Origin of the sequence: Asaia sp. SF2.1, assembly GCF_000505765.1 — a bacterium.
Classification (GTDB): Bacteria; Pseudomonadota; Alphaproteobacteria; order Acetobacterales; family Acetobacteraceae; genus Asaia; species Asaia bogorensis.
In genome coordinates this window covers 275,313-301,590 of sequence record NZ_AYXS01000001.1, presented here as the reverse complement: position 1 = coordinate 301,590, position 26,278 = coordinate 275,313, and the positions used below count along the sequence as shown (strand labels likewise).

The following is a 26,278-nucleotide window of genomic DNA, read 5'->3' as shown; positions in this document are numbered from 1 at the left end:
CCAATCTGAGGCTGATCGTTCAGTACCCGGTGGCCTCCCGATCGAGCATGAACTGATCGGCTTCCTCGTCGAAATCGAATAACTCGGTGTAGCGTGCCCAGTTGGTCGCCGTCATGAGCGTTTGCTCGGCGTAGCCCGGCGACATGGTGGTTTCCAGCTCTTCCCGGAAGCGATCCGCCCCGGTGCGATGCCCGGAGCGTTCATCGAGCACGGCGCGTATTGAACGGATGAGCGGGATATGATGAAGCAGCGCCGTGCGCATGATTTCCCGACGCTCATCCTGATCGGCCAAGACGAAACGGGCGCCCGCTTCGGTGATGAGAATGTCACCATCCTCGAGCTCGGCCAGTTCGAGAAGCTGCAGGGACTCACCGAGCGGAAACAGATCATCGAGCGCCATCTGAAGGCGCTCGGCAAGGTGGGGCAGATCGGCTCGTCCGTTGAGCGGGGCGGCTGCCAGCGATTCGAGCAGGCCGACAAGGACATTGATGGGGATGGGCGGAAGGACCAGCGCCATGGGATGGGGGGGCGGCGCAGCGGTGCCACTTTCAAGACTGGCTTCCGAGATGAGGGGCGCCCTGCGTGTCATGAGGGTATAGATATGATCGACGAAGTGCCGGAATGCGGCGTCGTCACGGTTGCGCGGATGGGGAAACGGTACCGTCAGCTCATGCGAGACTCGTCCCGGGTTGGATGAAAAAAGCAGGATGCGGTCACACATCAACACGGCCTCTTCCACGTTATGGGTCACGAGCATCATGGCGCGTGTCGGCAGTCTTTTCTCCGACCAGAGCTCGATCAGGTCCGTCCGTAAGTTTTCCGCGGTGAGCATGTCGAGCGAGGCAAAAGGCTCATCCATCAGCAGAAGGTCTGGCTGCATGACCAGAGCCCTGGCCAACCCCACGCGCTGCTGCATGGCCCCGGAAAGCTCCTTTGGCAACGCGTTCTCATAGCCATTGAGGCCGATGAGATCGATCATGTCATCGCAGCGCTGTTCACATTCGAGGCGCGGCAGACGCTTGGCTTCGAGTCCAAGCGCGATATTCTGCCGGACCGTAAGCCAGGGAAACAGCGCAAAGGACTGAAAGACCATGGCGATGTCGGGTGTCGGCCCGGTCAGCTTCTGGTTTTTCCAGAGAATCTCTCCAGCGCTGGGCGGGATCAGTCCTGAGGCGATACGCAAAAGCGTGGATTTGCCGGAGCCTGAACGCCCGACGAGCCCGACGATTTCACCCGCGTGGAGGTCAAAGCTGACATCCTCAAGCACGGGGAGGTCGGTGCTGCTCTCCTTCTGATAAACCTGCAGGCAATTGCGGATCGAGAGCAGGCTTTCCTGCATGACGGGCTCCATGCTCATTTGGCGGGTGGGCTCAGGGATGACGGGATACGGCGGCGGATCTGCAGGCGGATGGGATGCCAGACCATGAATTCGCCCAGCGCAATGCACAGGGTGATAACAGCAGCCCCAAGCACGACGCGTGGCAGATCACCATTCTCGATGGCTCTGGCCACATAAGCCCCAATGCCGCCGCCATCCTCACCGTGAAGGGCCCAGGACGAACGTTCGGCAAGGATCAGAATGGTCCATCCCGTCATCGAAGCCGCGCTGACGGCCTCAAGCAGGATGGGGGCGATGCCGGGCAGAATGATCTTGCGCCACCACAGCCAGCCGCGAATCTGCATGTTCTGGGCGGCTTGCAGCAGATCCACCGGGAAGCTCCTCATACCGCGCAGGATCTGGGCCAACAAAAGCCACTGGATGAAGAAAAAGCACAGAACAAGCGGCCAGACGAACCGAGACAACCCGAGCAATGTCAGGCCGAGGCACAGCAGCGGGAACAGGATGTTTTTTGGATAGAGCGCCAGAAAGCGCGTCACCATGCGCGCGATCTCGGCGCGCCGTGCCGTCAGGCCGAGCCAGACACCCAGCGGCAGCCACAGCGCAAGAGCAAGGAGGAGGGCGAGCGTCATACGCAGGGCCGAGACAAGGCTCTGCTCGGCCACGACGACGAGATCATGCAGCCCTAGCGCATGATGGCGGTAGAAAAAGCCCATCACGATCAGCAGGGCAAAAGCGAGCGATGAGAGCCCGATCAGCGGTGAGGCCGGATGTGTCGCGCCAGAAGGGCGGAAGCCACGACGGCCGATCGGCATATCGCCCAGCCATGCAAGACAGCGCCGCATATGCTCACCGGCGATCTTGAGCAGGCGGGTACGGCGCCAGAGTTTGAGCATCCAGGGATCGGCCACATGCTCAAAAACCGGGCGCAGGCGATATCGATCCGCCCAGATCTGCCAGGGAAAGACAAGGCAGCTATCGTAAAGGAAGGCAAGAACACCGATAAGCCCGGCCGCCAGCAGGCACTCCCAGAACGACCCCAGAGCCGCGGCCTGCGCCGCGTGGGTTCCAAGCCCGGGGCGTGTCGGCAATGTGCCGTTTACCGGCAGCATCTCGGCAGCCATCAGAAGCGACCAGGCCAGCGGCATGGTGCGGGCAAGGGCCGTCACACAATCCGGGATGGCATAAGGGGCTTCAAGCCGCCAAAGACGCTGCCAGCTTGTCAGACCAAGCCCTCTGGCCGCTTCATCGAGCGCGCGGGGAATTGTGCTCCAGGCACCCAGGGCTGCACTGGCAATGGGGGCAGCAAGGCAAAGCGCGGTGATCCCGATCGCGGAAACCTCGAAGCCGAGAAGATGCAGAAAGGGCAGGAGGCAGAGAAGCGGAACCATATGCATACCGCCCAGGGCGGTGAGCACTGCACCGCGCACAGGCGGTGTCTTTGCTGCGGCAAGGGCGAGGCATGCACCCAGCAGGGCGCCGGCCACGGTAGCCGCTATCATCCGCAGCGTCGTATGACCCAGATCGCCCAGCAATACCCCGAGCCCGGCCAGAGAGCGGAAATGGGGCGTTGTCACGCTGTGATGCTGGAAGGCCGCCAGCTGCGCGGGAACCAGGCGCGAGACGAGAGCCAGCGCCGCCACCACGACGAGGATACCGACAAGCGATGCTGTCAGTCCTGCCTTACGATCCGGCCCGCGTGTGCCGCGTCGCGCCTGAAATGGCGACATGCTCTCCTTCCTCGCGTCAGAGGCGTATTGGTGATGTCAGGGTGTGCGCAGGATACCTGTGCTGCCAAAACCCCCGGTGCCACGTGCCGTCTCATCCAACTCGGAAACCTCGACCCATGTCAAACGAATGACGGGAGCGAGAACAGCCTGGGCAATGCGCATGCCACGTGTCACGACGAAATCCTCGCGGCCAGTGTTCAGGATGATCACCCCGATCTCGCCACGATAATCCTCGTCGATCGTACCGGGTGTGTTGGGCAGGGTAATGCCATGCTTGAGCGCAAGACCTGATCGCGGGCGTATCTGCAGCTCATAGCCAGCGGGCAGGCCGATTTTGAGACCTGTCGGCACGAGGGCGCGTTCCCCGGCGCGGATAATCATATCCGAATCGATGGCGGCCAGCAGATCCATGCCCGCAGCCCCGCTGCTGGCATAATGGGGAAGGTCGAGCCCCTCGGCATGAGGAAGCCTGACGAGTTCAACGGGAAGCGGAGACATGAAACCTTACCTTGAGGCAGAGGAAAAATGGTCGGCGATCAGAGCGGCGAGTTTCGCTGCGACATCGCGCTTGGTCATTTCGGGCCAGTAATCGGGCGCGGCATCGGACAGAAACAGGATCCTGTTGCGATCCCCTCCGAAAATGCGGTGATCCGCACCGACATCATTGGCCAGCAGCCAGTCGCAGTTCTTGCGCGCCCGTTTGCTAAGGGCATTGTGTTCGAGGTGCTCTGTTTCGGCGGCAAAGCCGATCACGAGTTCCGGGCGTTGCGGTCTGGTCGCCGAGAGTGTCGCCAGTATGTCCGGGTTTTCGACAAGGGCAAGTTTCTGAGGCTGGCCGGGTGTTTTCTTGCGCTTTTGCGTGGCGATGTCTTCCATGCGCCAGTCACCCACCGCAGCCGCGCAGATTGCGATATCGGCTGGCAGGGCCGCTTCGCACGCCGCCAGCATTTCGCGTGCTGTCTGCACATCGATGCGTGTCACAGATTCGGGGCAGGGCAGGTTTGTCGGCCCACTGACGAGCGTGACCCGCGCACCAAGCCGCGCACAGGCCTCTGCCACGGCGTAGCCCTGCTTGCCCGATGAGTGATTGGCGATGAACCGTACGGGATCGATCGGCTCATGGGTCGGCCCCGCCGTGACGAGCACATGACGGCTGGCGAGCGGCGTATGGGGAAACAATGCGGCCTCGATCGCCGCATGAATGGTCTCCGGCGTGCTCAGGCGACCAGGACCAAACTCGCCACAGGCCATTTCGCCGTCATCCGGCCCGACAAAGAAACAACCATGCTGATGCAGGGTGGCCAGATTGGATTGTGTGGCCGGATGTTGCCACATGCGCACATTCATCGCCGGGGCGACCAGCACCGGGGTATCGGTCGCAAGCAGTAGTGTCGTGGCGAGATCATCCGCCAGACCGTTCGCCATGCGGGCCAGCATATTGGCGGTTGCAGGACAGACGACAATCAGATCGGCGCTGCGGGATAGCGCGATATGATCCATCTGGCTGTCCTCGGCCAAGGAAAGCAATTCGGTATGCACCGGCGCCCCCGAGAGAGCCTGCACGGCGAGCGGCGTCACGAAATGCGTGGCCGATTGCGTCAATACGCACTTGACCGCGATGTCGCTCCGGCGCAGCAGCCGGATCAGTTCCAGTGATTTATAGGCAGCAATACCACCGCCAATGATCAGGATGACCCGGGCGCGCATGGAAAATCAGAGCTTCCAGCCGGAATGGATGGCTGCGATACCGCCAGAGAGATTCTGATAGCTGACCTTTTCAAGACCGGCATTGCGCATCATCTCGGCAAGCACCTCCTGCTCGGGGAAGGTGCGGATGCTTTCCGCCAGATACTGATAGCTCTCGGAGTCCTTGGCGATGATCTGGCCCATCTTGGGCAGAACGCCAAACGACCAGGCATCATAGATCGGGGCCAGAGCCGCCACCTGCACATGGGAGAATTCGAGGCAGCAGAACTTGCCACCCGGACGCAGGACGCGGCGGGCCTCGCGCAGGACAGCATCCTTGTCGGTGCAGTTGCGCAGCCCGAAAGCGATCGAAACACGGTCGACGCTGCGATCGGGCAGGGGAATGGCCTCGGCATCGACAACCGAGAACTCGATGTCTGTCAGATAACCCTTGCTGGCAGCGCGTGACCGGCCAACCTCGAGCATTGAGGCGTTGATGTCCGTCAGCAGGACAGGGCCGCCATTGCTGCGCAGCCAGCCAAAGCTGATATCGCCGGTGCCTCCGGCCAGATCGAGCAGCTTCAGGTCGCGGCGCGGTGCGAGCGTGTTGATGAAAATGCGCTTCCATACGCGGTGGATACCAAGCGACATCACATCGTTCATGACGTCATAGCGACCCGCCACGCTGTCGAACACGGCGCGCACCAGAGGTTTCTTTTCAGCCCGCGGGACAGAGCGGTAGCCGAAATCGGTGGTTTCGTCCCTGTCGGCGTACGCTGATTCGGGAGGGGGAAATGATGCGTTGTCGGTCATGTCTCTCTGGATATAGTGTCGGCACCCAAGATGCCAGAGCTACCAGAAGTTGAAACCATCCTGAATGGATTAAGATCGGCGCTTGCCGGTCGCCGTATCATCAGCACCGAGGTGCGTCACGATCTGCGCTGGCCGGTGCCCGATGATCTTTCGATCAGGGCGGATGGCAAGAAGATCCGTGATGCAACGCGCCTGGGCAAATACATGCTGATTGCCCTCATGCGTGGCCCGACCATATTGATACACCTTGGTATGAGCGGACGGATAAGAATCACGCCCGGCTCAGCAAAGGGTAGAGCCTATCAGCCTCAGCGCCACGAGCATGTCACCCTCAGGCTCGATAATGGGACACATATCGGCCTTGTCGACCCAAGGCGTTTCGGTTGCTTTCTGCTGGCCGATGCAGGGCGGGAGCGAGGGCACCCCCTGCTGCGACAGCTTGGCGCTGATCCGCTTCAACCTGGCTTTGATGCTGCCTATCTTCATGAAAAGCTTCATCGCAAGCGCGCGCCCATCAAGACAGCCTTGCTCGACCAGCATGTCGTCGCCGGGCTTGGCAATATATATGTATGCGAGATCCTGTATCGCGCCGGGATTCATCCCGAACGTCTGGCCTCGTCTCTGGATGAAACGCAGATTGCCCGTATTGCAGAGATCATCCCCGCCGTGCTGCGCGAGGCAATCGATGCGGGGGGATCCACCTTGCGCGACTATGTGGATGCCGAAGGGAAAAAGGGGGCGTTTCAGGATCTGCATCAGGTTTATGGCCGCGAAGGGGAGCCCTGTCCCGAATGTCCGGGCTTTCCGGCGTGCGGGGGAATCCGTCGTCTGGTGCAGGCAGGGCGGTCAAGCTTCTATTGTCCGCGGCGTCAGCTGCCACTTTCTTTAGAGGACGCTTGACTGGCAGCGTGAAACTAGACTAAAGGCGAGCCCTCCGCTGGCTCTGCGTCTCTTTTAGAGATGATTGGCCGGTATGCTTTATTGTCGTTGCAAGACGACCTAACAAGCCGAACAGAACAGGGCTGAAGAGTAGAAATGGCTAACACCGCCTCTGCGCGCAAGCGCATCCGTCAGAACGAGCGTCGCCGTGAGCGTAACGTTTCCCGCATGTCCCGCGTCCGTACCTTCGTGAAGAAGGTCGAGAGCGCCATCCTTTCGGGTGACAAGGCTGCTGCAAACGACGCTCTGCGTGCTGCCCAGCCGGAAATGCAGCGCGCTGTTGGCAAGGGCGTTCTCGCTGCCAACACCGTCAGCCGCAAGCTGTCGCGCCTCTCGGCTCGCATCAAGGCTCTGGCTTCGGCCTGATCAGATAACAGGGTGGTACCTCTTCCGAGGCACTCCCCGGTCTGAGCCTACAGAAAGAACGGGTGTGGTCACGCGACCATATCCGTTCTTTTTTTTCGCCGGTCGTCCCGCTTTATGACATCCGGTTAAGCTTGCCTGTCGCGCGCTGTTTGCCCTATTCTGTCCGCCCTTTAGCCGGGGATCAGGAAGGTCATGCCTCATTGCACGTGATGGCTCCTGTCGTGTCTTTTGTTACAACTCGGGGGAGTGATGGCAGACGAAGGGTCTCATACGGATCTTCCTACAGTGACGGAAACGGTTTCCTGCACCAGTGGAACCGATCCTGTCCTTGCTTCCCAATGGGTCAAGGTACGCGAAAGACTGCGTGTCGAGGTCGGTGACGTTGAGTACCGCACCTGGCTGCAGCAGATTGTGCTTGGCCCGCTGGAAGAGGATGAAATAACCCTCTTTCTGCCAACGCGCTTTCTGCGTGACTGGGTGCGTGGCCAGTATGGCGACCGCCTGCAAGAGCTATGGCGTAACGAGAGCCGCGCCGTTCACCGCGTTGAGCTTCAGGTCCAGCGCGTTGGCGATGGGCTTGCAACGCCGGTTGCCGTCGAGGCTGCGGCTCCAGTGGTCGAGATCGAGGCCCCTGCGGCTCCGGCTGTCGCTGTGCAGGACGCGCGACACGATCTGGCAGCGCCACTCGATCCGCGCTTTACCTTCGACAGCTTCGTTGTGGGCAAGCCCAACGAGTTTGCCTATGCCTGTGCCCGCCGTGTGGCTGAAAAGCCGTCCAGCCCAGGGTTCAACCCGCTTTTTCTCTATGGCGGTGTCGGTCTGGGCAAGACGCACCTGATGCACGCCATTGGTTCGGAACTGACAAGTGGCGGGCGTGTCTCGGTCGCCTATATGTCGGCCGAGAAATTCATGTACCGCTTCATTGCGGCCATTCGCTCGCAATCGACGATGGAATTCAAGGAGCAGCTACGCTCGGTCGATGTGCTCATGATTGACGATTTGCAGTTCCTGATCGGCAAGGACAATACGCAGGAAGAGTTCTTCCATACGTTCAATGCCCTGGTCGATGCAGGACGTCAGATTGTGGTCAGCGCCGACAAGTCGCCCTCCGACCTTTCGGGGCTGGAGGATCGCCTGCGTACCCGCCTGGGTTGCGGTATGGTGGCCGATATCCACGCGACAACGTTCGAGCTGCGTATCTCCATTCTGGAAGCAAAAGCGCTTGCCTCGGGTGTTGCGGTCCCTGCCAAGGTGCTCGAATTCCTGGCCCACAAGATCACCTCGAATGTGCGTGAGCTTGAGGGGGCCCTCAATCGCTTGATTGCCCACGCCAATCTTTTTGGCCGCCCTGTCACGCTGGAAAGCACGCAGGACGTGCTCCATGACATTCTCAAGGCGCATGATCGTCGTGTGACCATTGAGGAGATCCAGCGCAAGGTGTCGGAGCACTGGAATATCCGCCTGACCGATATGTCGTCGGCGCGTCGCGCACGCGCTGTGGCAAGACCGCGTCAGGTCGCCATGTTCCTTGCCAAGCAGCTTACCAGCCGCTCCCTGCCGGAAATCGGCCGTAAATTCGGCAACCGTGACCATACAACGGTCATGCATGCTGTTTCGCGCGTGCAGGAACTGATGGAGCGTGATGTGGCCTTTGCAGAAGACGTGGAATTGCTGCGTCGTATGCTCGAGGGCTGATCTTTGCCGCGGCAAGCGGCTCTGCTAGACTGTTTTTTTGTTTTTCGGGTGTTCGAGGGTCTACGATCATATGAAATTCCAGGCTGACCGCACAACGCTGATCCGTGCCCTTGCCCATATCCAGAGCGTTGCGGAAAAGCGCAACACGATCCCCATCCTGGCCAATGTCATGCTCTCCATCGAGGGCAACCTTCTGCGTCTGACCGCTACCGACATGGAAATTGCGGTCGTCGAGGAAGTAGCTGCCGAAGGCGCCCGTGACGGTGCAGTGACGGCTCCGGCCAGTGTGCTTTACGAGATCGTGCGCAAGCTGCCGGACGGCTCGGTGGTCGAGCTTGATCACGGTGGCGGTGATGCCCCGCTGGCGCTGCGCGCCGGACGTTATGCTACCAGCCTGAATGTGCTTCCCGTTGAAGATTTTCCCTCAATGGTCGCCGGTGATCTGCCCTGCGAATTCTCCATCCCGGCTGCGGTGCTGCGTGGGCTGGTCGATCGTACCCGCTTCGCTATCTCGACCGAAGAAACGCGCTACTACCTCAACGGCATCTATTTCCATGTCGCGAAGGATGGCGAGACGAGCAAGCTGCGTGCCGTCGCAACGGATGGCCATCGTCTGGCCCGCGTCGAGACTGATCTGCCCGCCGGGGCCGCCGATATGCCGGGCGTCATTATTCCGCGCAAGACCGTGGCCGAACTCCGCAAGCTTCTCGATGAGGGCGCTGGCACGGTGCAGGTCAGCCTGTCCGATACCCGCATCCAGTTTCGCGTTGGCGCTGTGATGCTGACCTCGAAGCTGATTGACGGAACGTTCCCGGAATATGAGCGCGTCATTCCCAAAAACAATGACCGTTTCCTGAAGGTGAACAAGCAGGCGTTCGCAGACGCTGTAGCCCGTGTCGCGGCGATCAGTCAGGAGCGCTCGCGCCCGGTCAAGCTTGCGGTGCAGACAAACCTGCTGACCCTTTCCGCCATCAGTCCGGATCAGGGCATGGCCAAGGAAGAACTGGACGAGACAAGCGTATCCTATGATGGCCCGACGCTGGAAATCGGCTTTCAGGCGCGTTATCTCAATGACATCACAGACCAGATCGACGTCGAGGCCGAGTTTGCCTTCGCTGACAGTGCGGCGCCGACCCTTGTGCGTGATACCAATCTGCCGACAGCACTTTACGTGCTGATGCCCATGCGCGTCTGATCAGGGAGCGGGCCGCCTTCTTGCGTATCAACAGGCTCGTTCTCACGAATTTTCGCAATTACGAGCGTCTGGTCTGGACGCCGCAAAGCCGCCTCGTTGTGCTCACGGGTGAGAACGGGGCGGGCAAGACCAATCTGCTTGAGGCGCTCTCGCTTCTTGCCCCAGGGCGTGGATTGAGGGCAGCTTCCAACGCCCAGATCCAGCGCCAGGATGGTGGCCCATGGGGCGTTGTGGCCCGCCTGAATGATGTGGCGGGTGAGGGCATGGACCTCGCCACCGGTACCGACCCGGCTAATCCGGTCAGACGTGTTTTCCGTCTTAATAACGAGGTGATCCGCAATCAGGGGCAGATTGCACCCTACTGCGCAGTCACATGGTTGACCCCACAGATGGACCGCCTGTTCAGCGACCCGGCTTCCGGGAGACGACGGTTCTTCGACCGCCTTGTACTGGCCCTCGATCCCAATCATGCGCGCGAGAGCGCAGCGCATGAGCGTGCCGTAACCCAACGCAACCGGCTTCTCGCGACTCGTCCGGATCAGAAAAGCTGGCTCGATGCCCTCGAGGACAGTATCGCGCGCCATGCGGTGGCGCTGACCGCATCGCGCATGGCTCTTGTCGATGCGATGAACGCGACTGCGCTTACAGATGACACGGGGTTTCCCATCGCACGGGTGGCGCTGGAGTGCGAGATTGCGGCTGAACTGCATCGCAGGCCAGCGCTTCTGGTTGAGGATGGCCTGCGGGGGAAACTGGCTGCAGCGCGCAGCGAAGACGCGCAGCGCAGTACCACGAGTGTCGGCGCGCACAGGACCGATTTTGGCCTTCAGGACGCCGCCAGTGGTCGATCGGCAGCCCTGTCCAGCAGTGGTCAGCAAAAGGCCATGCTGGTTCATGTCATTCTCAACCATGCCGGTTTGACAGCATCTCGGACAGGCCGAGCCCCATTTATTCTGCTTGATGAACCTCTAGTTCATCTCGATTCCCGGCGACGGGAGGGCTTACTCGGTTATCTGCGTGATCAGGCCTTTGAGGTGTTCCTTACCGGGACGGATCGCGAGCAGTTCGCGGCGCTGGGGGACGGGGTGGACTATCGTTGCGTGACCGCCGGTCGGTTCTCCGCCTGATGAGGTGGTTATTTTGTCACTGAATTGTAACAGGTGAGTGAGGCTTCGTTTCATAATTGTCGTTTCCGACAAATGCGCAATCCGGCAATTGTAACAATAAAAGCGGATGTCATTGTCGCGTCGCTTCATGACATAATCCAGATGCCGGTTTTTGATGTCATTATGAAGCACAATATGAGCCGACTATGTAAAATAGAACATGATACTTCATGTGGGTGAGATAAAGCGCCGATAACTTTCATATAATGCAGCGTAACGTGCGATTTATCCGGAGAATTCACGTTCGATCTTGGGCGTCCTGCCTCAGTTCGCCTTTAAGCGCCACAATCTGGACAATTCGAGAATTACATTGTTACTCATTGTTATGAAATTCTCGCGTATGACGGGCCTGTATTGTCCAAGCTGCAGGAGTTGAGGCCCCGGATGAAAATAGCGTTCCTTTACGTGGCTGAGCCCTATCAATGCTATCACGTAGCCGCTGTTTCCTCTGCCCTGTCGCAGCTTCCCAATGTCGAGGTGACGGAATTCGTCAGCTTCCCCGAGACCGCGCAGCATCTCGATCGTATACGTGAGACGAACCAGCTGGGTGGTCATATTGTTCGCGGCACCCTTAGGGTGCCCGCACGAGCCTCGCTGCTACGCCGTCTTCGCCGTCTGGACTCTGAGCGTGAAGTCGTCATGCGCGCCAACGTCGCTCAGCTGGAGGCCTTCGATGCCGTTGTCGCGACAGAATACTCGGCCGGGTTACTGCGTGAAATGGGGCTTAGACGACCCGCTCTGATCCTGATCCAGCATGGTGCGGGCGATCGTGAGGTCAATGACGAGCACCTTATCCGCCAGTTTGATCTCTCTCTTGTTTCCGGACCTAAAATCGCTGAGGCGTTTCTCGCCAAAAAGCTTGCGACGGCAGCACAGACCCGCATCATCGGCTACCCGAAATTCGATGCGGTCAATGGTGATCGGATCGTTCGTGGCTCGGAAAGCAGCGCTAGACCACTGGCCCTCTACAATCCCCATTACAAAAAGGGACTTTCGTCCTATCGGGATTATCTCGCGCCGCTTGCGGAGGCCGTTAATCGTCTCGACCGATACGACCTGCTTGTTGCACCCCATGTGAAGATTTTTCACAAGGACTTTGGGCGGCGGCGCCGGCAGTTTGAGAAAGTTGTGGGAGGAAGGGTGCGGCTCGATACAGCTTCTTCCTCAATGCTCGATATGACCCACACCGCGCGGGCGTCACTCTATATCGGTGATGTCAGCTCCCAGGTTTACGAGTTCCTGATCACCCCGCGACCCTGTGTTTTTCTCAACCCCCATGGGGTGGCGTGGCGGAACAATCCGCATTTTCGTCACTGGACATTAGGGGACGTGGTGGAGCGCCCGGAGGACATCTATCAGGCACTGGCGCAGGCGGAATCGCGTCACGTGCTTTACAGGGCGCGTCAGGAACGCGTCATACAGGAGACTTTCGGCTCGCAGCCCCGACGCGGCGCCTCATTCCGAGCCGCACAGACGATCCGGGACTTTCTTCGTGGCGAGGCTTCGCCGGTCGGTGCCATCGCAGCAGCCTGAACCTGGCCCGGCTCACGACAATAAATCATCAACGTTGAATCGAGGCTGGTGCGCCGTCGATAGTGCTGTCGGCATGCTGTGTCGTGGATGGCAAACAGGTTAAATTTGCAAAGGCTCGCGCATTCTCCTGTTTTCAACACGGACCGCTTTGGTCTAAGAGGACGCGCCAACGGTGGGAAAGCCGCGGGCTTTCCTGATTGATATGCGGGGAGGCTGCGGCACATGACCACGACCAATGAAACACCAACCGGAATGGCTGGCGAACGGGTTGGTGACTTTGCCTCGCGCAGCGTGTCTCATGACCGCATCCGCGAAGCCCTGGCTTTCGATGACGTGCTGGTTGAGCCTGCCGCATCGGACGTGCTGCCTGCCCAGGCTTCCACGCGCACCCGCCTTACGCGGTCGATCGAACTGAATATTCCGCTTTTGTCCTCGGCCATGGATACCGTGACCGAGGATGCGATGGCCATTGCCATGGCGCAGCAGGGCGGCATGGGCGTGATCCACAAGAACCTGTCCGTCGAGGAACAGGCGGAGCATGTGCGCCGCGTCAAGCGCTTCGAATCCGGCATGGTTGTAAACCCTGTCACGGTCGGGCCTGAGCAGACCCTGCGCGATGTGCATGCCATCATGGCCCAGCATGGCATCAGCGGTCTGCCGGTTGTGCTGCCGGGCAGCGGTGAACTGGTTGGTATTCTCACCAATCGCGACATGCGTTTCACGAGTGATCTGAACACGCCCGTGCGCGACATGATGACGCGCGAAAACCTCGTGACCGTCCGTCACGGGGCTGATGCGGCTGTGGCTCAGGATCTGCTGCACCGCCATCGCATCGAGAAGCTGCTGGTGGTGGATGACCAGAACCGCTGCATCGGTCTGATCACGGTCAAGGATATGGACAAGGCCGAGGCTCATCCCCTCGCAATCAAGGATCAGTTTGGCCGCCTGCGTTGCGCCGCCGCTATCGGTGTTGGTGCCGACGGGCTGGCCCGTGCCGAAGCACTGGTCTCGGCTGGCGTGGATATCGTGATTGTTGATACCGCGCATGGTCATTCGCGCGGTGTGCTCGACACGGTGGCCACCCTGAAATCCCGCCATGCCGGTATTCAGGTTATTGCTGGCAATGTCGCCACTCCGGAGGCTGCCCTTGCTCTGGCCAATGTTGGCGCCGATTGCGTCAAGGTCGGTATCGGTCCTGGCTCGATCTGCACCACGCGCGTTGTGGCTGGTGTAGGTGTGCCGCAGTTCTCAGCCGTCATGGAAACGTCAGCCGCCTGCCACGAAGCCGGTATCTTCGCTATTGCCGATGGTGGCATCCGCACCTCGGGCGATATCGTCAAGGCCATTGGTGCCGGGGCGGATGTGGTCATGATCGGTTCGCTGCTGGCCGGTTGTGAGGAAAGCCCGGGCGAGGTGTTCCTGCATCAGGGACGCTCCTACAAGGCGTATCGTGGCATGGGCTCGCTGGGGGCCATGGCGCGTGGGTCGGCCGATCGCTATTTCCAGGCCGAGGTCAAGGACTCGCTCAAGCTCGTGCCGGAAGGGATCGAGGGTCAGGTGCCTTACAAGGGCAGCATGGCGGCCGTGGTGCATCAGCTCGTGGGTGGCCTGAAGGCGGGCATGGGCTATACCGGCTCGGCCACAGTGGCCGATCTGCAGGTGCGTACGCGGTTCCGGCGCATCACCAATGCTGGTCTGCGCGAAAGCCACGTCCATGACGTGACCATCACGCGCGAAGCACCTAACTATCGCCAGGACTGACAAAAACTTGTAAGCGCGGGAGCATGACTCCCGCCGCCAGACTTTCTGCTGCCATCGATCTGCTTTGCGCCATCGAGGCTGCTCCCCGCCGTCCCGCCGATGCAACGGCCAATAACTATTTCCGCGAGCGCCGCTACATCGGTGGTGGTGATCGTCGGGTCATCTCCGCTCGCATATGGGATGTGCTGCGGCAGTGGCGCCGCCTGCACTGGCATCTACGCGACATCCCCGGTGGCCCGTCACCCCGCACGCTCTGTGCGGCGTCGCTCATTCTGGGCGGTGAGGAAATCGGCACTGTGCGCAATCTGTTCAACGGCGAGCGCTTTGCCCAGTCACATCTGACATCACGTGAGGATGCCGCCCTGGCTGCCCTCGGCGGGCGGGAGCTCAATCACCCCGACATGCCCCAGCCGGTGCGTCTGGAATATCCTGACTGGCTTCAGCCCTATCTCAAGCGCGCTTTCGGCGAGACGCTGGAGGCGGAGATGGCTGCGCTCGACAACGCGGCCCCGCTCGATTTGCGCGTGAACCTGCTCAAGGGACATCGCGACGAAGCCATCCGCGCGCTCAGAAACGAGCAGATCCAAGCGTCACCCACACCGCTTTCTCCCTGGGGCCTCCGCCTGCCGGGGCGCCAGAACGTGACTGCCACGCAGAGCTTCCGTGAAGGCATCATCGAGATACAGGATGAGGGAAGCCAGCTCATCGTCGGAACGCTCGATGCGAAGCCGGGCGAGCGCGTTGTCGATTTCTGTGCAGGCGCGGGTGGCAAGACGCTTGCTATCGCCATGGGCATGGAGAACAAGGGCCAGATCGTAGCCTGTGACGTATCGGCACCCCGGCTTGAGGGCGCGGTCAAGCGTCTGCGTCGTGCGGGCGTCCATAATGTTGAACGTCATCTGCTGACCAGCGGCGATAAGTGGGTCAAGCGCCGTGCCGGCGCCTTTGATCGTGTGCTGGTGGATGCCCCCTGTTCAGGCACAGGGACTTGGCGCCGTAACCCTGATGCCCGTATCCGGCTCGTGGAGCAGGATATCATCGAATTGCAGGCCAAGCAGGCCGATATTCTTGATCGCGCCTCGACACTGGTCAAACCCGGCGGGCGTCTGGTCTATGCAACCTGCTCGCTGCTGGCCGAGGAAAACGAAGCGCAGGTTGCTGCGTTCCTGGCGCGCAATGACCAGTTTGAGCGTGTCGCTGCGGGGGGTGACATGCTTCCCGAAAAGCTGCGCGGTGAATCCGGTTTTGCCCTGACCCCCTTGCGCGATGAGACGGACGGCTTCTTTGCTGCCGTGCTCCAGCGCAGGGCCGGCTAAGGTTTTCCAGATCGTCTCATCATACGACCGGGCAGGGGTGAACGGGTTATCATGGCGCTAGCAATGTTTGTCGGGCTGCTTCTGACACTGGGGGCCGGGATCGGGGCGCAATGGGTGGCGTGGAAGTTCCGCCTTCCCGCCATTGTGCTCCTTTTTGCCCTTGGCCTCATTTTCGGGCCGGGGCTCGGGATACTTCATCCCTCGGCGGCTCTCGGATGGATTTTCCGCCCGCTTGTGTCCCTTCTGGTTGCCATCATCGTGTTCGAGGGCGGCTTGCTCCTCGACTTCCGCCAGCTGCGCGAGGCAGGCGAGGGGGTGACGCGCCTGACCATGCTGGCTCTGCCTATTTCCTGGGTTCTGGGCTGGTCGGCAGCGCATTACATCGCGCATATGGAATGGGGAGTGGCGGCGCTGTTTGGTGCCATCATTACCGTTACCGGCCCGACAGTTGTGCTGCCATTGCTGCGACATAACAAGCTGCAACCCCGTGTCGCCGCCTTTCTGCGCTGGGAAGCCATCATCAATGACCCGATTGGCGCCATTTTGGCGGCCGTCGTGTTGCAGGTGGTGGCGACACGCGTGCCGATTGGCACGGATGTCTTTCTCACCACGGTTCTGCCCGATCTTCTGGCTTCGACGGCGGAATCCCTCGCTGTCGGTATCCTGCCGGCTTATCTGGTGCGGTATCTGTTTGTGCGCGACCTCATGCCAGAGCCGCTCAAGACGCCTCTGCTGCTCACGCTGGCGCTGCTGATTTTCAGCATCTGCAACATGAGCATGGAAGGCGCAGGCCTTGTGGGTGCGACCGTCTTCGGGATGGCGCTCACCAATCTGCATGTTCCCGGCCTGTCTGAACTGCGACGCATGAAGGAATCTCTGGTGGTTCTGGTGGTGGCCGTGCTGTTCATCATGCTGACCGCCGATCTGCATCGCGAGGTGCTGGCGCATCTATCCCTGCCAATCTGCCTGCTGACCGCCGCTGTCATGTTCGGCGTGCGGCCGCTTGCCATTTTCCTCTCCACCATCGGGACGGGGCTCAAATGGCAGGAGAGGCTGTTCGTCGCCTGGATCGCGCCGCGCGGTATTGTGGCCGCCGCTGTGGCTGGCGCCGCGGGGTATCGTATGACCGATGCCGGGTATCACAGCGCCGATCTGATCATGCCCGCCGTGTTCGCCATTATCGGCGGAACCATGATCTTTCACGGCTTCTCCCTCCGGCCGATCGCCCGCTATCTCAAGCTCACCCTGTCCAACGAACCGGCCCTTGCCATTGTCGGGGCCTCACCCTGGTCGATCGATCTCGCGAAATGCCTGAGCAAGAACGGTATTCCGACCCTTCTGGTCGATAACCGCTCCAACACGCTTATCTCCGCCATGCGTCAGGGCGTGCCGGTCCTGAGGGCTGAACTGCTGTCACAGTACGGCGAAGAAGCCCTAGAGGAGCGTCCGGCGGATTATCTGATCTCCACCACGGCGGATGCCATTTATAACGGGCTGGTCTGTGCCCATATGGCGCCCCATATGGGACGTCAGCGCGTGTTCCAGATCAGCCCCGGCGTGGCGCGCCTCGATTTCTATCACGGCCTCTCACGCGATGCCCGAGGCAAACTGCTGGGTGATCCCTCATGGAACTTCACCCTGATCGACATGCTGTTTGACAAGGGGTGGCGGTTCGCAACGGCGATGGCCGACGAGGCGAGCGCGGCAAGCTTCGGCGCCGTGTCGAACCGTCTCGATTTCCTGTCGATACGTCGCGGCCAGTCCATCACGATACGCTCGGCGGAAGATGAGTTCCCCGTCAGTCCCGCCATTGGCGACATGCTGGTCTTCATGACACCCCCTGCGCCGCCAGCCGAGGCGGAGCCCGTTGCCGTACCAGTCGAACGGACGCCGCTACCTGCATGACGTTTCGGCCCTGTGATAAGCAGCGCCGTAACACGCCCTAGTCCGGTCGGACTTCGATGCCAGCATGACCAGAGGCAATAATCCGGCGCAGCAGGCGTTCCTCGAGGGCGATACAGCCCTCCGTCGCGCCGCTGGTGGGGGGCAGGTGCAGGAAGATGGCCGAGCCGCGGCCCGGAACAGCCGGGCTGTCATTCCATCCCAGTACGACGCATAGATCGTAGCAATGATCCTCGCGCCACAGCTTCTCATGTCGCGCCGGGTGAGGCAGCGTGATCTGCCGGTTGTAGTCAGGGTGAGTTGGGTCATCGCACCAGCCATCATTCGGCGCGAGTGCCTCGATGCGTAACGCGGTGACAGGTCTCTCAACGCGATCAGCCCGATAGAAGACGTGCCTGAATGGAAGGAAGCCGATTGGCGTTGCCATGTCGCCTTCGCTCTTCTCCTGTCTTGTGCCAGCCCCGCCGATCATGGCGGGGAGGGGCTCTCCTTCAAGGAAAAGGGTCGCGCGAGACCCGTTTGCGTGTCGCAGGATGACAGTCATGTCACAAACCTCACGTCTGAACATTAATTTATGAGTAATTACCGTCTAAAGGCCGGTATCACGCCAGGGGAGGCGTCTGATCGGATTGGCGTTATCACGATATCCGTGTAAGGCTCACAGTCAAAACAAGGGTCTTTCTTCCTTGAGAAGTCAGGTCTTGGCTCAGGGGTGTCGTCCCCAGCTGGAGAGAGAAGGTTATACATGCCTGGTCCGCGTCCTGTCCTTATTGTTGACGATGACGATACGCTTCGCCAACTCCTGGTCGAACAGCTCAAGCTCGAAGGCGAGTTCGAACCGATCCAGGCAGTATCTGTTGCCGATGCCAAGGAAAAACTCGGCGTTCCCGATGTCCGTGTCGATGCGATCCTGCTCGATGTGACGCTTCCCGATGGCGATGGCCGCGATTTCTGCGCCGAGCTTCGCCGTCAGGGTATTCGCATGCCGATCATCATTCTGACTGGCTCGGACGACGAAGCCGATGTGGTGCGTGGTCTGGATGCGGGCGCGAATGACTACGTGGCCAAGCCGTTCCGTATTGCCGAGTTGCTGGCTCGCCTGCGTGCCCAGCTTCGTCTGTTTGAAAACAGCGAGGATGCCGTTTTCCCGATCGGGCCGTATCTGTTTCGTCCTTCCTCCAAGATTCTTCAGGAACCGGCCAAGAACCGCCGTATTCGCCTGACGGAGAAGGAAGCCGCGATCCTGAAATATCTGTATCGTGCCGGGCATCGTCCGATTGCCCGTCAGGTGCTCCTCAACGAGGTCTGGGGCTATAACGCAGCTGTCACGACCCATACGCTTGAGACGCATATCTATCGTCTGCGTCAGAAAATCGAGCCTGATCCGGCAAACGCATCGCTGCTGCTGACCGAGGGCGGTGGTTATCGCCTCAACCCGGAAGGCAGTGATGTGCTGATGGGCTGAGAGTCCTGTCTGCATAACACGCGATTCAAAACCCCGGTCCTGCAAAGGCCGGGGTTTTTGTTTAACGCTCTGGTGGGGCGCGGGCTGTGCCATGCGAGGGGCCTCCCCGTCGCGAGGGAGGCCCGACCGGTTATCCTGGGGTCATGCGGCAGACAGATCGAGATCGAACACTACCGGGACATGATCCGATGGGCTGTCCCAGTCTCTGACGTCTCTCAACACGTTGAGGTTCTTGAGTGCTGGCTGCAGATCTGGCGTCATCCATACATGGTCGAGGCGCCGCCCCCGGTTTGAAAGCTTCCAGTCGCGATTGCGATAGGACCACCACGTATAGAGTTTCTCCTGGGGCGGGACGACCAGCCTCATGGCGTCAACAAACCCGGTCGCCGCCCAGGCATTGAGCCGTTCGATCTCGGGTGGCGTATGACTCACCACGGTCGAAAGCTGTTTGTGGCTCCATACGTCATGTTCGAGCGGGGCAATATTCAGGTCACCAACCACGATGGACCGTATCGGCGGGTTTTCACGAAACCAGGCTGTCACCTCATCGAGAAAAGCCAGTTTATGGGCAAATTTGTCGTTGACCGCCGGATCGGGAATGTCGCCACCCGCTGGGACATAGAAATCATGGAGCATGACAGGGCCGGTTGTGGTGTCGATGACGACACCGATATGTCGTGTATCGCTCTTGCCGCACCAGTCGGGCGTCGCTTCGACCGGCCTGATGGGATGGCGCGAGAGAATCGCGACCCCGTTATATCCCTTCATGCCCAGAAAATGCTGATGAGCGTAGCCGAGCTCACGCAAGGGGGCCGCCGGAAACAACGCGTCTGGGACCTTTGTCTCCTGAAGGCAGATGATATCGGGTGCCTGTTCCTCGCCAAGGCGCTGAAGCAGGGGCAGCCTCAAGCGCAACGAATTGATATTCCACGTCATCAGCCGCATGGCGCAGTGTCCTTCAATTTGGCAGGAAGTGCAGCAAAGCCTCTTGCTGTGCGGCTGCAATAAACCATTTAAACAGGCATGACACCTGCGATTCACAAGTCTCTCCTGACGCTCGACTCTCACATTGATATTCCGTGGCCCGACCGGGGCGATTTCGCCACCGGGTCACCTGATCGCCAGGTCGATCTGCCAAAGCTGCGTGAGGGCGGTCTCAAGGCTGTCTGTCTGGCCGCCTATATCCCACAGACTGTGCTCGAGCCGGCAGAGCGGCAGGCTGCCTGGGAGCGGGCCCACGCCATGCTCACTGTGATCAACGGCCTTTCAGGACCCGGCGTTGTGGTTTGCCGGACGGCATCCGCGATCAAAGAAGCGGTCTCAGGGGGCAATGTCGCCATCGTGCCCGCAGTAGAGAACGGTCATGCGGTGGGTGGTGACCTCTCCCGCATCAGTGCGTTGGCGGCACTGGGCGTGCGGTATATGACGCTCACCCATAACGGACATAACGATCTGGCGGATGCTGCCATTCCCCTGCCTCCTCTGGGGAACGACAAAAGCCTTCATCACGGACTTTCCCCCCTGGGACGCGAAGCGGTTGCCTTGATGAACGCACATGGGATCGTGGTGGATGTCTCCCATGCGGCAAAGACGACCATGATGCAGGCGACTGAAATTTCGGCTGTGCCGATCGTGGCGAGCCATTCCTGTGCCCGCGCCCTTTGCGACCATCCACGCAACCTGGATGACGAGCAGCTTCTGCGGTTGCGTGACACGGGTGGTGTGATCCAGATCACGGCCATGTCCTCGTTTCTCGTTCCCGCTGCCACCGGCAAGGCGGGTGTTGCCGAACTGGCGCGTCACGTGCGCTATGTTGCGGACCTGATTGGCGTGGAGCATGTGGGGGTGTCCTCCGATTTTGATGGTGGCGGACGCATTCAGGGCTGGGCCGATGCTGGACAATCCCCGGCGGTGACCGAGGCGCTGGTCGAACAGGGGTTCAGCGACGCCGAACTGGCGAAGATATGGGGCGGCAATTTCCTGCGCGTTCTTGCGCAGGCTGAGCGGGTCTGAAGGCAACTTCGAACAAAACAGGATCGTTCTAGCCGAAGCAGCCCGGAAATTTGTCCACTTTCAGGGCAGTTCCGGGATTGACTCCCTGTATTTCCAACGTCTTGGCGCTGTTTCTTCGATCCGGATAGGCAAAATTGTTGATTTTCAACACCTTAGCATTAAATGCCCAAAAATTAGGCAAAGCGTCGCAAAGCGCGCCAAACTGCGCCCGTCATCAATTTGTCACGCGATGCCCCACAGACTTATCCACATGTTCCGTGGATGAACTTGTGCTCAGCCGTGGCAATGGTATCCTGTCATGAAGACCACGCAAACTGACCCCTCTGTCCACGACGATCAGGCTGTCGGTACTGCTGACCGGCCAGCGCGGAAGGAGGGTGCAGAGGCTATAAGAGAAGCACTGAAAACCATTCCGTTCACGCCCGGCGTCTATCGCATGCTGGGAGAGAAGGGCGAGGTGCTGTATGTTGGCAAGGCGCTAAGCCTCAAGAAACGTGTGTCGTCCTATCTCCGGCTCAATCAGTTGCCGGAGCGGCTACGTCGTATGGTGAGCCTTACACGATCGATGGAGATCGTGACGACGCGCACCGAGGCCGAGGCGCTGCTTCTTGAGGCCAACTACATCAAGAAGATGAAGCCACGCTTCAACATCCTCCTGCGCGATGACAAATCCTATCCCTGGATCATGCTGACCGAGGGGCATGAATTTCCGCAGATTACCAAGCAGCGTGGCCGCCCGGTCAAGAATGCCACCTATTGGGGCCCGTTTGCCTCAGCCTGGGCCGTCAACCAGACGCTGAACCTGATCCAGCGCAGTTTTCTGCTGCGTTCCTGCAGCGATGCCGTCTTATCGTCACGCACACGACCTTGCCTGCTGTTCCAGATCCGTCGGTGTTCCGCACCCTGCGTGGACAGGGTGACACCGGGGCAATATGCCGAGCTGGTGGATGAGACGAAACAGTTCCTCTCAGGCAAGAGCACGGATGTGCACAGGACGCTTGTCGAGGAGATGGAGAGAGCCTCTGAAGCGCTCGAATTTGAGCGTGCAGCGGCCATACGCGATCGTATCCGTGGGTTCTCCAGCATGCAGGAATCGGGGATTATCAACCCGGCCTCGATTGGCGATGCTGATATCATCGCGCTCTGGCAGGAGGCGGGACGGACCTGTATCCAAGTTTTCTTCATCCGTAATTCCCGTAACAATGGAAATCGGGCATTCTTCCCTGATCATGCGGAGGAGGAGAGTGCGGCAGATATTCTCGCAGCCTTCCTGCTGCAGTTCTATGACGACAAACCCCCGCCACCCCAGATCCTGCTCAACAGCGACCCTTCGGAGCTCGACCTTGTCTCAGAGGCACTGAGTCTCAAGCGCGGGCGCAAGGTGGAATTGCTTCAGCCACAGCGTGGCGAGAGGCGCGACGTGGTTCGTCACGCCGAAACCAATGCCCGCGAAGCACTCGAGCGGCGACTGGCAGAGAGCGCTGGTGTCAGCAAGCTGCTCAACGGTGTGGCGGGCGTCTTCGGGCTGGCAGAGCCGCCGAAGCGGATCGAGACCTATGATAACTCACACATCATGGGGCAGCATGCTTATGGTGTTATGGTCGTGGGCGGGCCGGAAGGGTTCGTCAAGCGCGCCTACCGCAAGTTTGCCATCAAGGGGCCAGTCACGCCGGGTGACGATTTTGGCATGATGCGTGAGGTGATGGAGCGGCGCTTTGGCCGACGTGATCCCGAATCACCGGAGGCCCGCCCGGAAGACTGGCCTGATCTCCTGCTGATCGATGGTGGGCTGGGGCAGTTCAATGCTGTCCGGGCCGTTCTGGAAGATCTGAATGTGCGCGATATTCCTATCGTGGCCATTGCCAAAGGGCCGGACCGCGATGCGGGGCGTGAGTGGTTCTTTCAGGAGAGGCGCGCGCCATTCCAGTTGCCGCCGAATGATCCGGTTCTTTACTACCTTCAGCGCCTGCGGGATGAAGCGCACCGCTTCGCCATCACAACGCACAGGGCAGGGCGTAGCAAGGCCATCAAGGTGTCGGAGCTCGATAGCGTGCCGGGTGTTGGTGCCGTGCGCAAACGCGCCCTTCTGACGCGGTTCGGCTCGGTGCGTGGCGTCCGTAGCGCCAGTCTGGAAGAGCTCGTGTCGGTATCGGGAATCAATTCAGAGACTGCCCGCACGATTTACGAGTTTTTTCACCCGCAATGATGCGCGAGAAGCTATGAAGAACCACCATGAGCGTCCTATCATGGTGCGTAATTTCATCTCCATGTGTTTTCTGACTTGAAGGCAGCTCCGGGAAAGATTCATGCTGACAGATCTGCCCAATATCCTGACCCTGCTGCGTATCGCGTCGATCCCGGTGCTGATCGCCCTGATTGCGTTCAATAATGCTTGGACGGACGGGATTGCCTGCGTGCTGTATATCGCGGCTTGCATCACCGACTACTTGGACGGGATGCTGGCGCGTCGCTGGAAACAGGGGTCGGAACTGGGTCGCATGATGGACCCGATTGCGGACAAGCTGCTCGTGGGGGCCCTGCTGCTCGCTCTGGCGGGGTATGGCAGGCTGGTGGACGGTGCCTTGTTTGCAGCGATTATCATTCTAGTGCGGGAGATCATGGTAAGTGGTCTGCGCGAATTCATGGCCAGTCAGCGCGCAACACTCCCTTCGACCCGCCTCGCGAAGTGGAAAACAGGCATCCAGATGGTCGCGATCGGCTGCCTGCTGGCTGGGGACGTCATGCCTCGACAGATCGGGCTCGGTGCGATTTCCTTTACTCATCTTGGTGCAGTGATGCTCTGGGTTTCGGTGGTACCGACGGTGATGAGTGGGTGGGGCTATCTGGTAACCGGTCTCGCAAAAATGCTTGGAACCGGCACAAACGGTTCTTCAGCCAAACTCACGCACTAGTATTGTGCGCTATACATGTTCTGTATCTGGCATTGTCGTCAGGGGCGTCTTAAAAGGGGCGCAAAGACATCCCTGGAGTAGATGATGAGAAAGGCCGCTCTTTTAGCGATCCCAGTTTTGTTGAGTGGCTGTTCCGGTCTCGGGAAATCCCTCCATGACACGGCCACCTTGCCGGGTGCCAATCCAAACATGCCGGAGGGCATTTCGGAGAATATGGAGAAGGTGCGCGGGCACGCCTACATGGCGATGCCGCTACTGCCCGAAAACGGAAATGTCTGGCCCGGTGCTCCGCAACCCTTGCCTACCTTGCGCGACGTCGAGGCCTCGCCTAACGGCCTGCGGGATGCTCTGGCAGACACCAACAGCTACTTCGGCTCCATGACGAAAAGCCATGGTGCGAGTAATGGGAGCAGCATCCAGCTCGGTGACGGAGGCACCATCGAGATGGGTGAACATGATGGCGTCGTGAATGGCGTTCGCTCTGCGTCTCGCCCGTCGCTCTCTTCCTCGGTTGAGGATAATGCTCACAAATATCTTGCTCCGAGCCATAGCGGCACCATCGTGATCCCGAATGGTGACGGAACAAGCACGCTAATATCGCCGGATGGCTCTGTGCGCGTCACTAAGGATAAGGCGGCTCACTGACCGGACAATCGGCCTGACCCTGGGTGATCTCCAGGTAAGAAACAGGGCAGGTCGAGTGAGGGTTGCCACATGCTGGATTTATGGCCTGTAGAGTGCGCCCCGGTCGGCAACAATTGCGAACTCCCGGCATAGTTCAGCGCGGCTCAGAGAGTGATCAGACAACTCAACGACTGGGGCGGGCCATAAACCTGCTGCGTCAATCACAGGGCGATACGGCGACATCGGACCACTCGCAAAGATCAGAAATTGCCTCTCCATTCAGTATTACTTCGGGTTGGCCATGATGCTGGGAAGGGCCGAGTCTTCGCGGCGGCATGCGGTAGGGGTGCCAGACGGATGGTTCGGCCCAATAAGCTCGGAAGCTCCTCGCGAGAGTCCCTTCCTGCGATCAGAAGTAATTCGGCGGAATAGATGGGTGAGACGTTGTTTTTTTGCTGGGTAACGTCTGGTAAAATACTCGGACCCTGATGGGCTAAGGCTACTGACTATCAAAAGAAGTACGCCTCCGCCTGACGGTGACACACTGAACTTCATCCACTGTGGCGAAAGGCTGCGCTGGCGCTTGGTGCTAACAAAGCGCTCCATGGCGCAGCGAAAGATTGCGACGAACCCGTTAAGTTGCCGCACCTACGTTATTGCGAGAGGCCTTGCCGCCATATCCTGCTTAGTTTCCGCGCACCTGGCCACGCTCAAAGCTTTACTTCAGCAGGAGGGCAGAGATCTCTGCATCGAAGTTCCTCCACCCCGACACCGGTGCGCGCCCCGCGTTGCCCCACGAGGCCTGACGCGACCCTGGCCCTTCAGCAAATGCACGCCTCCTGAGCCCGCAAGACTTCATGATTACCCGCCATATCTCTGTTCGAAGTCTGGAGCGATGTACACTTATCCTGGACCGAAGCCCTTTCTTGTCAGGGTCGGAAGGCAGACATCGCTAAGGGGCCGGGCGGTTATGAGAACGGTCAGTTGTACTGACGGTAAAGCCCGATCAGTACGCCCTGGATGCGGACACGGCTTTGCGGGAATATCTGCGTCTCATAGGCGGAATTGGCAGGCTCCAGAGCAATCGACTGGCCCTTCTGGCGCAGGCGTTTGAGTGTCACCTCCTGACTATCCACCAGCGCCACAACGATCTTGCCGTTCTCCGCCGTCTCGGCCTGGCGAATGATGACGATATCACCGTCGAGGATGCCAGCCTCGATCATCGAATCACCTGACACATGCAGGGCGTAATGCTGCCCGTTAGTGAGTTGCGCCGCGGGGATATCAATCTGCTCTCCCTGATCGCGGAATGCCTCGATTGGCAAGCCGGCGGCGATACGGCCATAGAGCGGCACACCCACGACAGAACTCTGCGAGTCAGCCAAGCTGGAGGCCAGCGGCTTCGCCTGACTGTGAGCAAGGCGGGGAAAAGGACCAGATTCTACGAGAGTATCACTCGTCACGGCCGTCACAGGCTGCGCCTCAGTGACAGGCAGACGCAGTATTTCAAGCGCACGGGCCCGGTGATGATGGCGCCGCAGGAATCCACGCTCCTCAAGTGCTGAAATCAGCCGGTGAATGCCGGATTTGGATCGGAGTTCGAGCGCCTCCTTCATTTCGTCAAAAGAAGGCGAAAATCCTGTCCGCTTCAGATAGCCGTCGATATAAAGCAGGAGCTGGTGTTGCTTGCGTGTCAGCATGGGGTCCCTCTCTCCGTGGCGGGGGCGGCACTCGACCGTAACTGCCCGGAATCACAATGTTCTTATTAAGTTCTTGGTTCGATCACTTCAAGATTTTTTCCCCGGAACATCAAAAATTATCCA

General features: G+C 59.8%; 22 protein-coding genes. 14 read left to right on the top strand and 8 right to left on the bottom strand.

Features of this window, described 5'->3' with window-relative positions:
• Positions 1-19: 19 nt before the first annotated feature.
• From P792_RS21975 to P792_RS21955, 5 genes are read right to left on the bottom strand one after another with little or no spacing between them, the layout of a single operon-like run.
• Positions 20-1,357: a nitrate/sulfonate/bicarbonate ABC transporter ATP-binding protein gene (locus P792_RS21975; protein WP_369794190.1), complete on the bottom strand. Its 1,338-nt coding sequence runs from the start codon at positions 1,355-1,357 to the stop codon at positions 20-22.
• Positions 1,354-3,069 (bottom strand): ABC transporter permease subunit, encoded by a 1,716-nt coding sequence (locus P792_RS21970; protein ID WP_023977407.1) that lies wholly within the window; start codon positions 3,067-3,069, stop codon positions 1,354-1,356. The genes P792_RS21975 and P792_RS21970 overlap by 4 nt, the downstream gene beginning before the upstream one ends.
• Before the next feature lie 36 nt (positions 3,070-3,105).
• Positions 3,106-3,567 (bottom strand): dUTP diphosphatase, encoded by a 462-nt coding sequence (dut, locus tag P792_RS21965; RefSeq protein ID WP_023977406.1) that lies wholly within the window; start codon positions 3,565-3,567, stop codon positions 3,106-3,108.
• A 6-nt stretch (positions 3,568-3,573) separates the two neighbouring features.
• Positions 3,574-4,776, bottom strand: a complete 1,203-nt coding sequence (coaBC, locus tag P792_RS21960) for a bifunctional phosphopantothenoylcysteine decarboxylase/phosphopantothenate--cysteine ligase CoaBC (protein ID WP_023977405.1) — start codon at positions 4,774-4,776, stop codon at positions 3,574-3,576.
• A 6-nt stretch (positions 4,777-4,782) separates the two neighbouring features.
• Positions 4,783-5,568, bottom strand: coding sequence for a class I SAM-dependent methyltransferase (locus P792_RS21955; RefSeq protein ID WP_023977404.1), 786 nt, complete (start codon positions 5,566-5,568; stop codon positions 4,783-4,785).
• A 30-nt stretch (positions 5,569-5,598) separates the two neighbouring features.
• On the opposite strand from P792_RS21955, the gene mutM reads away from it, so the two are divergent.
• The 9 genes from mutM to P792_RS21910 all read left to right on the top strand — a co-directional run bounded on the left by mutM (position 5,599) and on the right by P792_RS21910 (position 17,444).
• Complete coding sequence (mutM, locus tag P792_RS21950) at positions 5,599-6,468, top strand: bifunctional DNA-formamidopyrimidine glycosylase/DNA-(apurinic or apyrimidinic site) lyase (RefSeq protein WP_023977403.1); 870 nt, start codon at positions 5,599-5,601, stop codon at positions 6,466-6,468.
• Positions 6,469-6,603: 135 nt separating this feature from the next.
• Positions 6,604-6,873 carry a 30S ribosomal protein S20 gene (gene rpsT, locus P792_RS21945; protein ID WP_023977402.1) on the top strand — a complete coding sequence of 90 codons (270 nt, stop codon included), beginning with the start codon at positions 6,604-6,606 and terminating at the stop codon, positions 6,871-6,873.
• Between the two features lie 249 nt (positions 6,874-7,122).
• Complete coding sequence (gene dnaA, locus P792_RS21940; RefSeq protein WP_081866777.1) at positions 7,123-8,568, top strand: chromosomal replication initiator protein DnaA; 1,446 nt, start codon at positions 7,123-7,125, stop codon at positions 8,566-8,568.
• A gap of 70 nt (positions 8,569-8,638) precedes the next feature.
• A complete protein-coding gene (gene dnaN / locus P792_RS21935) occupies positions 8,639-9,763 on the top strand; it encodes a DNA polymerase III subunit beta (protein ID WP_023977400.1) in 1,125 nt (374 codons plus the stop codon).
• Between the two features lie 20 nt (positions 9,764-9,783).
• Positions 9,784-10,890 (top strand): DNA replication/repair protein RecF, encoded by a 1,107-nt coding sequence (gene recF / locus P792_RS21930; protein ID WP_023977399.1) that lies wholly within the window; start codon positions 9,784-9,786, stop codon positions 10,888-10,890.
• Between the two features lie 423 nt (positions 10,891-11,313).
• Positions 11,314-12,462, top strand: coding sequence for a hypothetical protein (locus P792_RS21925; protein ID WP_023977398.1), 1,149 nt, complete (start codon positions 11,314-11,316; stop codon positions 12,460-12,462).
• Between the two features lie 252 nt (positions 12,463-12,714).
• The gene (gene guaB, locus P792_RS21920; RefSeq protein WP_051395765.1) at positions 12,715-14,223 is read left to right on the top strand and encodes an IMP dehydrogenase; all 1,509 of its coding nucleotides are present in this window, start codon (positions 12,715-12,717) and stop codon (positions 14,221-14,223) included.
• 23 nt (positions 14,224-14,246) lie between these two features.
• Positions 14,247-15,539 (top strand): RsmB/NOP family class I SAM-dependent RNA methyltransferase, encoded by a 1,293-nt coding sequence (locus tag P792_RS21915; RefSeq protein ID WP_023977396.1) that lies wholly within the window; start codon positions 14,247-14,249, stop codon positions 15,537-15,539.
• 51 nt (positions 15,540-15,590) lie between these two features.
• A complete protein-coding gene (locus tag P792_RS21910; protein WP_023977395.1) occupies positions 15,591-17,444 on the top strand; it encodes a sodium:proton antiporter in 1,854 nt (617 codons plus the stop codon).
• A gap of 37 nt (positions 17,445-17,481) precedes the next feature.
• Here P792_RS21910 and P792_RS21905 read toward each other — a convergent pair whose 3' ends face one another.
• Positions 17,482-17,985 (bottom strand): L,D-transpeptidase, encoded by a 504-nt coding sequence (locus tag P792_RS21905; RefSeq protein ID WP_023977394.1) that lies wholly within the window; start codon positions 17,983-17,985, stop codon positions 17,482-17,484.
• 201 nt (positions 17,986-18,186) lie between these two features.
• Here P792_RS21905 and P792_RS21900 point away from each other — a divergent pair, with 201 nt between their 5' ends.
• Entirely contained in the window at positions 18,187-18,906 is a 720-nt protein-coding gene (locus P792_RS21900; RefSeq protein WP_023977393.1) for a response regulator transcription factor, read from the top strand.
• Positions 18,907-19,047: 141 nt separating this feature from the next.
• Here P792_RS21900 and P792_RS21895 read toward each other — a convergent pair whose 3' ends face one another.
• The gene (locus tag P792_RS21895) at positions 19,048-19,851 is read right to left on the bottom strand and encodes an exodeoxyribonuclease III (protein ID WP_023977392.1); all 804 of its coding nucleotides are present in this window, start codon (positions 19,849-19,851) and stop codon (positions 19,048-19,050) included.
• 78 nt (positions 19,852-19,929) lie between these two features.
• Here P792_RS21895 and P792_RS0117640 point away from each other — a divergent pair, with 78 nt between their 5' ends.
• From P792_RS0117640 to P792_RS21880, 4 genes are all read left to right on the top strand, one after another.
• Positions 19,930-20,919, top strand: a complete 990-nt coding sequence (locus P792_RS0117640) for a dipeptidase (RefSeq protein WP_031239906.1) — start codon at positions 19,930-19,932, stop codon at positions 20,917-20,919.
• A 298-nt stretch (positions 20,920-21,217) separates the two neighbouring features.
• The gene (gene uvrC / locus P792_RS21890) at positions 21,218-23,125 is read left to right on the top strand and encodes an excinuclease ABC subunit UvrC (protein WP_023977391.1); all 1,908 of its coding nucleotides are present in this window, start codon (positions 21,218-21,220) and stop codon (positions 23,123-23,125) included.
• 100 nt (positions 23,126-23,225) lie between these two features.
• Complete coding sequence (gene pgsA / locus P792_RS21885; protein WP_023977390.1) at positions 23,226-23,831, top strand: CDP-diacylglycerol--glycerol-3-phosphate 3-phosphatidyltransferase; 606 nt, start codon at positions 23,226-23,228, stop codon at positions 23,829-23,831.
• Between the two features lie 120 nt (positions 23,832-23,951).
• Entirely contained in the window at positions 23,952-24,476 is a 525-nt protein-coding gene (locus tag P792_RS21880; RefSeq protein ID WP_235075364.1) for a hypothetical protein, read from the top strand.
• A gap of 959 nt (positions 24,477-25,435) precedes the next feature.
• Here P792_RS21880 and lexA read toward each other — a convergent pair.
• A complete protein-coding gene (gene lexA / locus P792_RS0117635; RefSeq protein WP_031239903.1) occupies positions 25,436-26,155 on the bottom strand; it encodes a transcriptional repressor LexA in 720 nt (239 codons plus the stop codon).
• Positions 26,156-26,278: the final 123 nt, after the last annotated feature.

Bases quoted from the DNA above. Each gene is read 5' to 3' on its own strand.
- P792_RS21975 (WP_369794190.1), bottom strand. From the start codon at position 1,357: ATGAGCATGGAGCCCGTCATGCAGGAAAGCCTGCTCTCGATCCGCAAT.
- P792_RS21970 (WP_023977407.1), bottom strand. From the start codon at position 3,069: ATGTCGCCATTTCAGGCGCGACGCGGCACACGCGGGCCGGATCGTAAG.
- dut (WP_023977406.1), bottom strand. From the start codon at position 3,567: ATGTCTCCGCTTCCCGTTGAACTCGTCAGGCTTCCTCATGCCGAGGGG.
- coaBC (WP_023977405.1), bottom strand. From the start codon at position 4,776: ATGCGCGCCCGGGTCATCCTGATCATTGGCGGTGGTATTGCTGCCTAT.
- P792_RS21955 (WP_023977404.1), bottom strand. From the start codon at position 5,568: ATGACCGACAACGCATCATTTCCCCCTCCCGAATCAGCGTACGCCGAC.
- mutM (WP_023977403.1), top strand. From the start codon at position 5,599: ATGCCAGAGCTACCAGAAGTTGAAACCATCCTGAATGGATTAAGATCG.
- rpsT (WP_023977402.1), top strand. From the start codon at position 6,604: ATGGCTAACACCGCCTCTGCGCGCAAGCGCATCCGTCAGAACGAGCGT.
- dnaA (WP_081866777.1), top strand. From the start codon at position 7,123: ATGGCAGACGAAGGGTCTCATACGGATCTTCCTACAGTGACGGAAACG.
- dnaN (WP_023977400.1), top strand. From the start codon at position 8,639: ATGAAATTCCAGGCTGACCGCACAACGCTGATCCGTGCCCTTGCCCAT.
- P792_RS21925 (WP_023977398.1), top strand. From the start codon at position 11,314: ATGAAAATAGCGTTCCTTTACGTGGCTGAGCCCTATCAATGCTATCAC.
- guaB (WP_051395765.1), top strand. From the start codon at position 12,715: ATGGCTGGCGAACGGGTTGGTGACTTTGCCTCGCGCAGCGTGTCTCAT.
- P792_RS21915 (WP_023977396.1), top strand. From the start codon at position 14,247: ATGACTCCCGCCGCCAGACTTTCTGCTGCCATCGATCTGCTTTGCGCC.
- P792_RS21910 (WP_023977395.1), top strand. From the start codon at position 15,591: ATGGCGCTAGCAATGTTTGTCGGGCTGCTTCTGACACTGGGGGCCGGG.
- P792_RS21905 (WP_023977394.1), bottom strand. From the start codon at position 17,985: ATGACTGTCATCCTGCGACACGCAAACGGGTCTCGCGCGACCCTTTTC.
- P792_RS21900 (WP_023977393.1), top strand. From the start codon at position 18,187: ATGCCTGGTCCGCGTCCTGTCCTTATTGTTGACGATGACGATACGCTT.
- P792_RS21895 (WP_023977392.1), bottom strand. From the start codon at position 19,851: ATGCGGCTGATGACGTGGAATATCAATTCGTTGCGCTTGAGGCTGCCC.
- P792_RS0117640 (WP_031239906.1), top strand. From the start codon at position 19,930: ATGACACCTGCGATTCACAAGTCTCTCCTGACGCTCGACTCTCACATT.
- uvrC (WP_023977391.1), top strand. From the start codon at position 21,218: ATGAAGACCACGCAAACTGACCCCTCTGTCCACGACGATCAGGCTGTC.
- pgsA (WP_023977390.1), top strand. From the start codon at position 23,226: ATGCTGACAGATCTGCCCAATATCCTGACCCTGCTGCGTATCGCGTCG.
- lexA (WP_031239903.1), bottom strand. From the start codon at position 26,155: ATGCTGACACGCAAGCAACACCAGCTCCTGCTTTATATCGACGGCTAT.